11 protein-coding genes and 1 pseudogene are annotated in these 11,625 nt (G+C 58.2%); 4 read left to right on the top strand and 8 right to left on the bottom strand.

Annotated features, from left to right (window positions below; translation table 11 throughout):
- Window positions 1-175: 175 nt before the first annotated feature.
- The 3 genes and pseudogenes from M727_RS0129605 to M727_RS0129610 all read right to left on the bottom strand — a co-directional run bounded on the left by M727_RS0129605 (window position 176) and on the right by M727_RS0129610 (window position 1,666).
- Window positions 176-568 (bottom strand): hypothetical protein, encoded by a 393-nt coding sequence (locus M727_RS0129605; protein WP_027155630.1) that lies wholly within the window; start codon window positions 566-568, stop codon window positions 176-178.
- A 284-nt stretch (window positions 569-852) separates the two neighbouring features.
- Window positions 853-951 (bottom strand): annotated as a pseudogene (locus M727_RS42570) (winged helix-turn-helix transcriptional regulator); the annotation flags it as partial.
- Window positions 952-1,033: 82 nt separating this feature from the next.
- The gene (locus M727_RS0129610) at window positions 1,034-1,666 is read right to left on the bottom strand and encodes an isoprenylcysteine carboxylmethyltransferase family protein (RefSeq protein ID WP_027155631.1); all 633 of its coding nucleotides are present in this window, start codon (window positions 1,664-1,666) and stop codon (window positions 1,034-1,036) included.
- A 320-nt stretch (window positions 1,667-1,986) separates the two neighbouring features.
- Here M727_RS0129610 and M727_RS37985 point away from each other — a divergent pair, with 320 nt between their 5' ends.
- Complete coding sequence (locus M727_RS37985; RefSeq protein ID WP_210163970.1) at window positions 1,987-2,829, top strand: calcium-binding protein; 843 nt, start codon at window positions 1,987-1,989, stop codon at window positions 2,827-2,829.
- A 99-nt stretch (window positions 2,830-2,928) separates the two neighbouring features.
- Here M727_RS37985 and M727_RS0129625 read toward each other — a convergent pair whose 3' ends face one another.
- The 3 genes from M727_RS0129625 to M727_RS0129640 all read right to left on the bottom strand — a co-directional run bounded on the left by M727_RS0129625 (window position 2,929) and on the right by M727_RS0129640 (window position 4,976).
- Entirely contained in the window at window positions 2,929-3,534 is a 606-nt protein-coding gene (locus M727_RS0129625) for a hypothetical protein (protein ID WP_036263922.1), read from the bottom strand.
- Between the two features lie 163 nt (window positions 3,535-3,697).
- Window positions 3,698-4,258 (bottom strand): hypothetical protein, encoded by a 561-nt coding sequence (locus M727_RS37990; protein WP_245269044.1) that lies wholly within the window; start codon window positions 4,256-4,258, stop codon window positions 3,698-3,700.
- A 10-nt stretch (window positions 4,259-4,268) separates the two neighbouring features.
- Window positions 4,269-4,976 carry a hypothetical protein gene (locus M727_RS0129640; RefSeq protein ID WP_156941676.1) on the bottom strand — a complete coding sequence of 236 codons (708 nt, stop codon included), beginning with the start codon at window positions 4,974-4,976 and terminating at the stop codon, window positions 4,269-4,271.
- Window positions 4,977-6,643: 1,667 nt separating this feature from the next.
- Between M727_RS0129640 and M727_RS0129655 the strand changes: the two genes are divergently transcribed.
- A complete protein-coding gene (locus M727_RS0129655; protein ID WP_027155635.1) occupies window positions 6,644-7,048 on the top strand; it encodes a hypothetical protein in 405 nt (134 codons plus the stop codon).
- Between the two features lie 587 nt (window positions 7,049-7,635).
- On the opposite strand, the gene M727_RS0129665 is transcribed toward M727_RS0129655, so the two are convergent.
- Window positions 7,636-9,582, bottom strand: coding sequence for a bifunctional diguanylate cyclase/phosphodiesterase (locus M727_RS0129665; RefSeq protein WP_245269045.1), 1,947 nt, complete (start codon window positions 9,580-9,582; stop codon window positions 7,636-7,638).
- 539 nt (window positions 9,583-10,121) lie between these two features.
- Here M727_RS0129665 and M727_RS44045 point away from each other — a divergent pair.
- Together M727_RS44045 and M727_RS44050 are read left to right on the top strand one after the other, a co-directional pair.
- Window positions 10,122-10,244, top strand: a complete 123-nt coding sequence (locus tag M727_RS44045) for a hypothetical protein (RefSeq protein ID WP_348627187.1) — start codon at window positions 10,122-10,124, stop codon at window positions 10,242-10,244.
- Window positions 10,241-10,420 (top strand): DUF982 domain-containing protein, encoded by a 180-nt coding sequence (locus M727_RS44050; RefSeq protein WP_348627188.1) that lies wholly within the window; start codon window positions 10,241-10,243, stop codon window positions 10,418-10,420. The genes M727_RS44045 and M727_RS44050 overlap by 4 nt, the downstream gene beginning before the upstream one ends.
- Window positions 10,421-11,327: 907 nt before the next feature.
- Here M727_RS44050 and M727_RS0129685 read toward each other — a convergent pair.
- Window positions 11,328-11,606 carry a DUF2285 domain-containing protein gene (locus tag M727_RS0129685; protein ID WP_027155639.1) on the bottom strand — a complete coding sequence of 93 codons (279 nt, stop codon included), beginning with the start codon at window positions 11,604-11,606 and terminating at the stop codon, window positions 11,328-11,330.
- Window positions 11,607-11,625 lie beyond the last annotated feature (19 nt).

An 11,625-nucleotide genomic window follows, 5' to 3' on the forward strand; every position in this document is an offset into this window, starting at 1 on the left:
TTTGCGGCTCGTGTCATCGTCGCCGCCGAGATAATGATAGGCTCGATCAAGATGCAACCAGGCAGCCGCGAAATCTGTTGTCAATGATGCCTCCATCGTGGCGCTCCCCAAGGGAGCCGTGCCATGCGCCGACAAAACGAAACGGAAATATCCACAACGGCCTTTAATTCAAAGTCTAGCGGTATGGCATGCAGCCCGCGTTTCGAAGCGCGGCGAGGAGCAGGTCGATGTGCCCGTAGATGTCATTGCGCGCCTGTTGGCGTAGCGGGAGACGATTCCAGCTTTCCAATGGATCGATTAAGCTGGGGAGTTCACCATTGGCCGTGAAGGAGACGACCGCCAGCCCGTCCTTGCTCAAGGCGAGGATTCCGGTGGTGCCGGTCGCATAGCGGATGGCCGCAATTCGCTGAAATCGAGGATCACCATCGACCCGGACCTCAAAAAGAAACCGCCCCGAAGTCTGGTGGGCTAGCCTGGCTGCCTTGTCGCCAAAGCTCAGCGGCAGCAGCCGAACGCTTGCGGCCGCCATTTCGAACAACAGAGCATCGAGGCCAACGTCTGCCGCCATGTGCAAACTGTGCGCGAAGCCGCAGCCAGCGCAATCAGGCCATGCAAGTTGTTCACAGCATCAATGAGGGCTGGCCTCGCCAGAGCTCTAATGGCCACCGCAACCGTGACAAGCAGTTGCAAATTGCCATTGGCCTGCCGACACGGTGAGTGCGATCAGCAAATTGCGGCGGACCGTCGGGCGAGCGGCGGGACGGTTTCAGGCAATGCTCCTGCGGAGCGCCGCCCTTAAACGTGGGTCAATTAGGATTATCCCGCTTCGTTTTTCCTACCCATCCCCGCGGTACGCAGCGCGTGTCCCATCCGCCAGGCCGTGGGTTGGCTCACCCCCAGAGCCTCGGCCAGGCGCACCGAGGACAAACCTTTATCAGACTGCAGCATAAGGCTTCCGCGGTGCAGCCGATGATGGTCGGCGGCGGTGGCGACCGTGGAGGAAGCACGCCAATGATGGCAAACCCCTGCTTGGTCAGTACGACAGGATCCAGCCGACGAGAACGCCGCTCGTCCTCAAATCCTCGATGAGTTCGATCGCGATGATGGCCATCAGAAACCAGCTGGCGTCCTTGAGGGTGTTGGTGAAGCTTCTGATATTGACCTGGACGGTGATCTCTGTTTCCGGCACATGCCAGCGCGGCAGAAATCGGGGCACCCGCGCCACATAAGCAAGATAGTCGCTACCAAAGATAGGCTTCAGCCGCTCTTCTTCCCTGATGATGATTGAGCGGTAAAAGCCCAGGAATACGACGGCGGTTACGATCGTCAGGGTGAGGTTTTGGGCTGCAAGACAGACACCGACGGTTCCGACGAATGAGAAGAGATACAGCGGATTTCGGCACAAAGAGTACGGCCCGACCGGGCACAATTCGCGGTCCTTGCGGCCACCTATATACAATGTGCACCACAGCCGTCCGATGACGGCGACGAAAATCAGGAAGAATCCGGCGAGCTTCAGGAATTTGTAAGCCGCGCTCTCGAAGCCCCGGGTTTGCGTGAGCAGCAAGAACGCGGCCCAAATCAGAGCTGCGCCAATAGATAGCGGAATCCGCAGCTTTTCGAATGTCGATTTCGGTAGATGTGGCTGGAATGGTTCAGTATTCATCGGCTTTCTCGGATGGCACATAGGGTACTGAATAGGAACGGATCTAAACTACGTGCGACTTTCTGACAGCTTGGCGGGATCTGATGAATGCGATGGTACCGGTGCCATCAGCAGTGCGGCCGCGCCAAAGCCGCTTGCGGTGAAACCGCCGTCCACAGCACGCCAACGCCGAATTTGAGACAAAATTTGGCCGGTCCGTTGACGGTGCCGAGGGCACCGTAGCTGGTGGCGAGCGTATCCTGGCTCACCATCCCGGCGATGATGGTAGATTCCAGGGCTTCCTGGGCAGCGGGCCGTTATCGAAAACAGCGCAGGAGGAGGTGCGCTGCATCTCAACGCCGGCATCGCATCTGGGAGGAGTAGATGGCCGACAGCGGAACCATATCCATCGAACAATATATTGCAATGCACAAAAAATTGTTTGCATCGGCGAAGGGATTTCTGCGAATAATCTTTCCTTCTCCTGGACGGGAGCAGGCAACGACAATCTGCTGATCAACATTGCCGGTGGGCCGGCTGGCGACAGCGTGCTCCTTTATCAGCAGGGCCTCGCAGGTCACATTGAGAAGCTGACGCTCGACGGCATGGGCACGATGAACCTTGCCGTGGCCACCGCACCGGGGGCGACGGTAAATCGTGGTGTCGAGGCCGCCATCATCTTCGGTCTCGCCGGCGATGAAGTGCTCAACGGCAATGCCGGCAACGATGCGCTCTACGGCGGCGCCGGCAATGACACGCTGTCGGGCGGGACGGGCAACGACAGCTATCATTTCAACGCAGGCGGCGGCGCCGATACCATTGTCGAGTCCGGTTCCTACAGCGACAATGACGAGCTGGATTTCGGGACGGGCATCGACGCGAACGAACTCTGGTTCAGCCAGCAGGGCAACAACCTCGTCGTCTCCGTGCTGGGAAGAAGCGACAAGGTGACGATCAGCAACTGGTTTGCCGGGCCGGGCAACGTCGTCGAGACCATCAAATCTGGCGACGGAAAGGTGCTCAACCATTCCGACGTGGCGACGCTGGTCGCGGCCATGGCGGGGTTTGATCCGGCAACCTCTCCGAGTGGGACCGGCATTCAGCCCGGTGATTCGCGACTTGGTGATCCCGCTCAAACTGGCACCATCGCTGCGGCCATGCAGTCGTCCTGGGCGGCGGCTTGAGGACATGAACAGGCACCGGGCATCGTGGCCCGGTTCCTCCTGATATTACAGACCCTCCGGGCCCAGACACGGGGCGAATGCGAGTGATCAGTAGTCTCTTTAGGCGACCAGTGCTGCTTTCAAAGCGGAATGCCGAGAACTGAATTTCTCCATCGGGAGTAAACCGATCCCTAGCATTTCGTTGCAGGCTTTGCGTTCCGCCTGAACACTGAATGGGTCCCGACAAGCCTCAGCAAGGTCGAAGGGTATGGGGCGATGTTCACCATGAACATACACGCGACCCTTGTAGGTGTTGATGTCGTAGCTGCTAACCCTTCCGGAGTTCTCGACGGGCTGCGCTATCTGCGTCGTCAAGTTCACGTAGTCGAAAGTGTCGGCATCCATCTGAGCAATACGTTTCGTCGTTCGCCGAAACGTGGCCGTCACATTCGCCGTGTTTGCAGTCTTGGATGCGTAGGTGGGTCGGTGCATCTCCTTGACTGAACTCTCGCATTTTTCAATCAGGGCATCGATTTGCGACTGGGTGATTTTGGGCGCAATCGGGTTTCTGTGGCGCTGTGCCTCCTCATATTGTTGGCCGAGCGTCGTCTCGAAATCTACATGGAAGCCGAGGGTTTCATTGATCACATAGTCATAGGCCGATGTCACCAGATTTCCAAGAACTGTGTCTCTTGGTGCGGTGCCAAGCTGATGCGCACCTGCCATGATCCGCCTTTCAGCGCAGGTGCTTGGACGATGATCTCACCGTTGAGCACGAGGTGGGGTCGTCAAAGCCAACGACCGCTGGAAACCAGTTAGTGCATCTGCTGCGTCATAGAAATCGAGTTGATTGTCATCAGCTTCATTGCCCTCAAATGACAACGCGAACTTAGCATTGATCAACTGTCCCGCCCCCTTCTTGCCCGACTTTTGACCCTTTACTGCCTTCGCTCGGATTTGTCATCGGACGTGCGGACCCGTCGCGAACGTCATCACAGCCGCTCAGGATGAAATTATTCCGGTACGCCGCAAACAGGTTCTCCACTTGATCGACCCTGAAATACCGTTCCGCAGCCGTCTTGCTGGTCGGCTTGTCCTGCCGCGCTAGACCGTTGGCCACTGGCCGAGGGATGACATAGACAGCTCGCTCGGCACTTTCTCCCATACCGAGCAGGACAATCGCCAGCCAGTCGAATGCATCATAGTCATTGTAGCCGACATAGGCCGCGCCATACTTGAAGGTCCGCGACTTCACCGAGATGCGCTGCGGTGCAGCGTCCCGAGGTTGGGCGACTACATCATATCCCGGCCAGTTATCGGGAACCTTGAGCGCTGGGATGCCCGCAAGCGTGAGTTCCGCCGCCACCATCATTTCGCAGGCGTCACCCATTTGCTTTGTTGTGTAGGGTTTGCGGGCTGTCGGCAGAGTTCGGGGCTGCAAGATGTCCATCATCTACACCTTAGCGGGCCAGAAAATCGGAGTTGCCAGAAGCCCATCCCAATCGGAGCCGTTGACCGGATTTTAGGGTCAGCACGCTCGCGGCGTCGGGTTCCGCGTCTAAGCCAAAGAGGCGCAGAAACATCACGAAATCCTCAAACCACATTCGCTCCCGGGAGAATGAATGGACGATCATGGCGGCCTCGTCGGTCTTGAACCGCCGCGCCTCGATAAGAGCGGATGCCGTCCGGTGCATCAGTTGGTAGCGAATATGGGATGGCGGGATTTCATCCAAGCCAAGCAAGCTACACAGGTGGCGCATGCGTTCGCGCTTTCCGTGCGACGGGTTCGAAAACCACTCGCCCACCGTAGGCCCAAACGGCTCGTTCACCTTGCCTTCGATGGTTGCAGCACAGGTCTGATCCCTAAACCGGATAAGCGCAAACACATCGTTCTGGCTGTCGCGGTTGCCACCGTCGAGTGGCACCTTGTGCTCGGGCAAGGCCAGCAGCAACTCGGCTGGCGCGTCAAACATTTGAGCGATCTCGTTTGGCAGGCCGTCATTGTCCTCCCAACAGTGCGCAAGCGCCTTCGCCGAATAGCCCGTTCGCCATTGCTTTCCCGGTTCAGCAAGAAACGCCTGCCAACTCGCTGGGCCTTGGCTGGGAATATAAACCCGCGTCCGATGTATATTCCGCAGAATTCTCAACAGATTGCCCACCAGCAGCACGTTCGCCTGCTTCTCATGGCGTCCATATCGCGTGACTGCTGACCCTCAGTTAAATTCAAAGGTAAAACTTGATCGGCTCCGCAACATTACATAGATTTTCGGGGGGACATGATTTTCCACAAGGTGGCTCGGAGATTAGAGGGGTAGCTCGTCGGCACGAAACACCGCCCAGCCGTCGCTCCGGCGCCACTTAGGAAGAACTCGAACCATGGTCCCGACGCCCGGATCGGAAACGAGGACACTACGTCTTCCTCATGCAATACGTCGTTCTCGAAATGCTTACCAAACAGCCGGTCGCACCTGATGCACCCGTTACTCAAATACTCCTCGTCCATCGTCCTGCTATAGCGTGGCTTGATGGTGCCAATCGGCAACCCGCTCGGCAGGCTGCTGAAAACGGACCCGAATAGCTCTGGTTCACCAGAGAAGTCGGCGACCCTAAACCCGCGCCGGTAGGGTCCGAACGCAACGTCCACGCCAGTCACGATGGTGCTATCTGCCCCGCAGGCGGCATGCCAACATTTGGCTGGGGCCGCCCGTACCGAGCCGTGCCCGCCACCCCCGGCGGCACACCGAATTTCAACTGTCCCGCGAAATGCAGTTTGCAAAAACGAGCCGACTGGCAGCGGTCCTGCCTCCACAAGGTCTCGTCGGCAGTCTGGCTCGACCACTGAATTTCCACCGCGACCTTGTCGTTCTCCTTGCATGCTGGAACATCGGCCCTCCAAAGTTCGCCAGACGGCGCCAGACCCGAGACCTCTGCTTCTGCGTCCCACCCCTGCGAACGGGCGGCTTCTACCGCCATCTGCTTTAGGCGTAAGTGGCTCTCTGTTTCTGGAGCTGTGATGCATTCGCCCTTCAGTATATGGGCGAAGAACCGCCTTCCCAACTTGGATTCCTGAGGGCCACTGGGGCGGCGCAACAAGGCATACGCAGATGACGCTCTTCGGTTGCGCTCGGTGAGAGACTGCCAAGCCTCATCGGAGACGTCGAAGGCGTGAATGCTACTTTGATGCTCGTCACTACAGCGGAGGCGCATGCGGTAAAGGTCCCCTGGTCCCCGCCCTGCGCGGGTGGACCGTCATTCGGTCGCTATAGCACGGCCCCTGCGGCATTCGAAGTGAACCTGTGACCGTCGCGGATGTAGCGGTTGATTGAGCATTGCGTCAGAGACATGGCCGGTCTGCTGGCCGATTTTCCACGCGCTCGCTCCCGCCACCCCACAGTCGGCGCTGGAGGAAGAAGCTGCTATCATGAAATCCCAGCTTCGGAACCTTGGGAACTGGTTGAGGAAATAGACACGCGGACACAACATCTGCCCGCAAAGAAGAAATGAAATTGATTTCATGTCTGATCGCAGGACGCGGAGGCGAAGAAGCGAGCGCTGACGATGAATGACGATAGGTAGAAAGACCCCGGCAACCTATGTGGCGGCGCTCCTGTTCCTCGCGGCTGGAGTGATGGTTGCTACTTCGCTGTTAACTTGATGCTGTCCCTTGCGAGACTGATCAGCCATGCGACCTTGTTTCGATAGAAATCGTTGTGTTTTGGGCAGGCTTTTTTAAGCACCTTGCCAATAAGTCCGGCTGGGCTGACCCACCTTAAATCAATTGCAACCTCGATTTTCTATCCAGACACACACGAAGGAAACAAGTCTTGGGGTTGAGATGAAAGTCGCTAAAATATTGGCCATCGCATTGATTTGCGGGGTGGCGGGTTGTCAATCCACTGCCACCTATACGCAATATATGGATGGGCCCCCACTGGAATACGCGCAGGCGAAGTGCAACATGCTCGCGCCCGCCACAAACCAAGGCTACATCGCTTTCGGCAGCGCAAGCTATGTCGCGGGTGCCGCTATCGGAAATGCCCTTGGCAATGCAATCCGAGAGGAAGAGTTTAAGAAGAACTGCATGGCTTTGCAGGGATGGCGGCGGGATGCGCCCGGTGCGAAGAAGGTTTCGACGACAATGCCAGTTCGGCAAGCGCAGCGCCAAAACCAGCAAAGGGCGAAGCGCATACCTACCGCGCAACAGCTTGGCATTCCGGGGCAGGTCGTGGCGGGCCAGTAACCGCCTAGCTTCATCCGTTCCGGCCCGCCGCGCTCCGCATGTCCCCGGCCTGCTTGGTGAGGGCTTGCGCATGCGAGCGCCGGAACCCGTCCGTCCCGGCTGATTGGCCCGCAAGGAACGGTCCACTTCACCCGCGAACAGGCCAGCGGCGGCAAAGGGCAGTTCCGAAGGAAATGCGCTGCCGCGCGTGATCCCGCTTCTCCGGCGTGCTGGGGGGTGACCCGCAGGATGCCGCCGAGCGATCCCTCGTCGAGCTCAAGGCCCATCCCGACGTCGATGAACGCGGCGCCGATCGCCTCGAGCTTCTCTACGATTGCTGGGGAAGGGCGTTAGTACACATCAGACAAGGCTATCTTGGCTCCTCTTCGCGCAGCGTTCCGCCACTGCTGGCCGAGCCGAAGAGCTTGTAAATGCCGGCTGCCCGAGTTTGGCACTCGGGCGGCAAGTGCCGGAGTGGTGAAAACGTGTTCTCACGACCCCGCCTGAATTCAGGAGGCCACGGTAAAGCTCGCTCGAAGGCCTCTTTCTTGTCGATGATCTTCTAGAGTTAGCTAGGGCCCGTTTGCTAGCTGCAGATCGCGGAGATCTTAAGCAGCGCTGCCGGTTTGGGGACGGCGTAACGAGACCTCTGCGGGATCAAAGATGGTTTTGGCGGCGGCGGAACTGTCAGGATGTCCTGCGTCGAAGGCAAGCGCGTCACGGATGGGAAGCGCGGCCGAGAAGAAAAATCCCTGCGCGATCATGCAATCAAGTGACTGGAGGATCCGACGATCCGCGTCCGTTTCGACCCCCTCTGCCATCACCTCTATTCCCAGCGTTCGCCCGAGATCGATGACTGCCTTGACGAGGGCCTGGTCTTCCACTGACTTGGCTAGATCGCGAACGAAGTCCTTGTCGATTTTGATCTTGCGGATTCGGCGGTCTTTCAGCGAAACCAAGGTCGAAAAGCCGGTGCCGAAATCATCGAGCACAATCGAAATGCCTGCATCCGCCAAGCGTTCCAACTTTTCGTCAACCCTGTCGCGATCCACGGGTGCTTCTTCCGTGATCTCTATCTCCAACATCGCCGTGGGGACATTCTTGGTCTTCAAAGTTTCCAGTATCATATCGTCGACATTGCCTGCTTCCAGTTCGCGTGGCGAAAGATTCATCGCGACCCGAACGTCCTGACGCCCATTTCTCATCAGCTCTTCGATCATGGAGCAGCAGTTGAGAAATACCCTCTCCGTCAGCAAGGAAAGCAGACCGGTTTCACGCGCCGCGGTGACGATCTCAGGTGGGGGAATGGCGCCATGGATCGGGTGTCGCCACCGCAGGAGCGCTTCGAATCCGACGGTTGCATGGGTGTCCAGTCGCACGATGGGCTGGAACCAAGAGCAAATAGTGCCTCCCTCGATGGCTCCGCGCAGATCGCGTTCGATGCAGTGCTTGCGTTCGAGTCCGTGGTCGAGTTCGGCATCGAAGAGACAATATTCGTTCCTGCCGCTGCGCTTGGCCGCATAAAGCGCGAAATCCGCCCGCAGCAGCATTTCCGTCAATTGCGGTTTCTCCGACACATAAATACCGATCGAAGCGCCGACGCGCACCGAATTCAACGCCGGATAATCCGGATCCGCGATGGCTGAGATGATGGAGGATGCAAGTTCATCCGTCGAATGCAGGGACCTGCTGGCCGCAAAGAGCAGCACGAACTCGTCTCCGCCGATGCGCGCAATCGTTGCCTCTGGCGGCGCACGCTTCTCTATCCTGCGTGCAACCCTGACCAGCAGGTCGTCCCCGACATTATGACCATAGGTGTCGTTGACCGATTTGAATCCATCCAGGTCGATCAGCATGGCCACGAACGGACCGTCGGCGAGTCCGAGCTGACAGATGGCATGCTCGAGCCCGGACCTGTTGAGCAAATTCGTCAGCGGATCCCGTCTGGAGTTTCGTTCCATCTCGGCGGCGAACTCCTTCGCCTCGTATTTGAGGCGGCTCGTCTCTCGGAAGCGGGCCTGGCCGAGAAGCGAACTTCTGATCATTCCACCGAAAAAGAGCAAGACCGTGAAGGCGAGGACGTAATTCTCGATATTGCCTTTCGCCAACACGCATCCGGCGGCGACCAGAAGCGGCAGCGTCATGAAGTTGATCGAAGCCGGTGCGTATGATGCTCCGTAGGTGACTGAACCGGCTGACAGGCCTGCAAGAACGATCAGATAGAGTGGTGCTTGGGGAGTGCTGTATCCGTCCGACAGCAGGGCCAGAAAAGACCACGCAATACCGGACGCCAGCGCCAACATCCCGTAAAGAGAAAGTCGGGCACCGACCGGCTTCAGCGCAGTATCGGGAATATCTGACTGGGCGAGGGCAAGTCCTATACGTATGCCATTTATCATGAGGACCGCCGCAAACCACGACACCACCAGAAGGCCGCCGCCTGAAAGCATCTGCACGACCAGGATCAGGGCCGAGAGGACGGTGCCGATGGGCATCGAAATGAAGAGCCCGGTCCTCAGATCACCGAACTGATCTCGGAGGATCCCGGCTTCCACGGATTCGCTTTGGCCCTGAAGGGTGGGGCCTGGAACAGGCTGCTTGTACTGCCTCATAATGACTTAGTTGTTAGGCGAGTGGGATAAAAATCATGTTAAGGACTTCAGCAGCATACGGTGCAATTAAGGACGCCAGTCAAGCCGTCCACGATCACGCGACTGCCGGTCATATTGCCGTCTCAAGGCCGCCTGATTGGGCAGACGACCGGAGATAGGTGTAAATCGGCCCATAGAAAGGATCGACACTTCCCGCTACGCTCATCGAGCGCCGCGGGCTCGGAGACGATGTGAGATCGCGACGACTCCTGGCCCAAAAACAAGCTGCTCAACACGGACCGGAACTTCCGCTGGAAGAACGGAACCGGCGATGTCCCCTAGCAAAGGCGGCACTCTACGAAATCCATGATTCCCCTCGGGCCCGAACGCGGCTTCTTCCCGATCGAACCGTCATCGCCGTGACAACTCATTATGCGATGGTCACATGGCCCGATCCGCGGTCTCTAACACAGATAAGCCGTTCAGCAGGTCGGAGGAAATGAATGAACGCTGAAGTTTTCGGCAGCCCCATCTTCGTGAGGCGTGCCACGGTTATGGTGCAAGAAATTGCCGGCCTTGCGCAATCGATTTTTTCGATGAATGGCCGGAAGATCGCAGAGACTTGATCCATCAGACTGCCCTTCGGGCGTGCTTTGACGCCCACGACGGGTACAAGCCTATAGGCGCGGCCCACAATGCCTTTCTCGGTTTTGCGAAACGGGCCGGGATTTTGGAAGACCCACACTTCGCGATGCAATGGACCGCTGCCTGCAAATCGGCCAGCGGAAAGGTGCAGGTGTAGACCGGCGCTCGGATGAGATTGGCGTGGAACGGCTGCGCCGAGCTTGCAAGCCGGCGCAGCCCAAATTCGCCAGTTGCTGCTGATTTCGTAGCTGCGCTTCGTGGATGCAGCCGGAAGGGGCGGTCCGTTATGGTGCAGCCGGCGCGGCACTCGCCTTGCCGGTAGCCGATTTCATCGGCCTAAAGCAGAGCGGATGCGACTGGCGAGGCGGGTCAGCGGTCTCAAGTCTGAAACCCGCAAGCTCTCCGCAAAGCTCAACACCCCGACTTCAGCGGCCGCCACCAATGATCGCAGACCCTGTCCACGTCGAGGTGAAGGAGATTCGACGTGAACAAAGGGTTGGCTTCGTCTTCTTCGTTCATGCCACCGCGTTGGCCCGCTCTGGGCTCACCAAAAACGTGCTTATCGAATGTGGGCAGGGCAAGAAAGGCTGAAGTGAAGAGCATTCGCCTGGCCTAGCCTAGCGGCCTGAGCCTGAACCATGCCGAAATTGTCGCTCTGCAAAAAAGCCCGCTGCCGGGAGGAGGTGCGCTGCATTCAACGCCAGCCTCACATCTGGGAGGAGTAGATGGCCGACAGCGCAAACATACCGATTCCACAATATATTGCAATGCACAAAATACATGCTGCACGCGCGAAGGCGTTCGGGGCGCGCGCCCCCATCGGGAGCTGAGCCTCACTAAACACATTCTTAGGACGAAAAAGGTCCTTCTCGTCCAGCCGCATCAGCGTGATCCTGGCAGGTGCGGACACTATGGGTTCCGTTCGCAACCGCACATTTACGGATATTAAGGCTCAATTGAAGGCATGCAATGTGTGTCTGCCATGGCAACGCGGACGTCCTGGGGCCCCAGCCCAAGCGATCGACGTTTGAAGTTTCCTCCGTAAGCGTAGTTATCGTGGAGCATCAGTGCGGCGCACCGCCCGCAAGAAGGTACCGATAGCCATTCGTGGTCATCCATCGGGCGCGTGCAAGGTGCGTTTCCCATGCCCGGAATGCTCGCTCCGGCTCCTTGTCAGGATCGATGTGCAAGACGATCCTGGCCACCTCGCGCCAGTCAGCATCCTCGGCTGCGGCGTCGAGAAGGCGAATATAAGTGAGCAGTCGCTCCTCATCGTAACCTGTCAGGACGGAAGAGGTCGGCGCCTCGTTGGCGACGTCGGGATCAAGGAGGGGCTTCAGCATGGTGATCTCGCACGAACTT

Origin of the sequence: Mesorhizobium sp. WSM2561 (assembly GCF_000513915.1) — a bacterium.
Lineage (GTDB): Bacteria > Pseudomonadota > Alphaproteobacteria > Rhizobiales > Rhizobiaceae > Mesorhizobium > Mesorhizobium muleiense.

What these genes read in the sequence shown, in the direction of transcription:
- M727_RS0129605 (WP_027155630.1), bottom strand. Translation starts at nt 568, where the DNA reads ATGGCGGCAGACGTTGGCCTCGATGCTCTGTTGTTCGAAATGGCGGCC.
- M727_RS0129655 (WP_027155635.1), top strand. Translation starts at nt 6,644, where the DNA reads ATGAAAGTCGCTAAAATATTGGCCATCGCATTGATTTGCGGGGTGGCG.
- M727_RS0129625 (WP_036263922.1), bottom strand. Translation starts at nt 3,534, where the DNA reads ATGGCAGGTGCGCATCAGCTTGGCACCGCACCAAGAGACACAGTTCTT.
- M727_RS44045 (WP_348627187.1), top strand. Translation starts at nt 10,122, where the DNA reads ATGAACGCTGAAGTTTTCGGCAGCCCCATCTTCGTGAGGCGTGCCACG.
- M727_RS37990 (WP_245269044.1), bottom strand. Translation starts at nt 4,258, where the DNA reads ATGGACATCTTGCAGCCCCGAACTCTGCCGACAGCCCGCAAACCCTAC.
- M727_RS0129685 (WP_027155639.1), bottom strand. Translation starts at nt 11,606, where the DNA reads ATGCTGAAGCCCCTCCTTGATCCCGACGTCGCCAACGAGGCGCCGACC.
- M727_RS0129610 (WP_027155631.1), bottom strand. Translation starts at nt 1,666, where the DNA reads ATGAATACTGAACCATTCCAGCCACATCTACCGAAATCGACATTCGAA.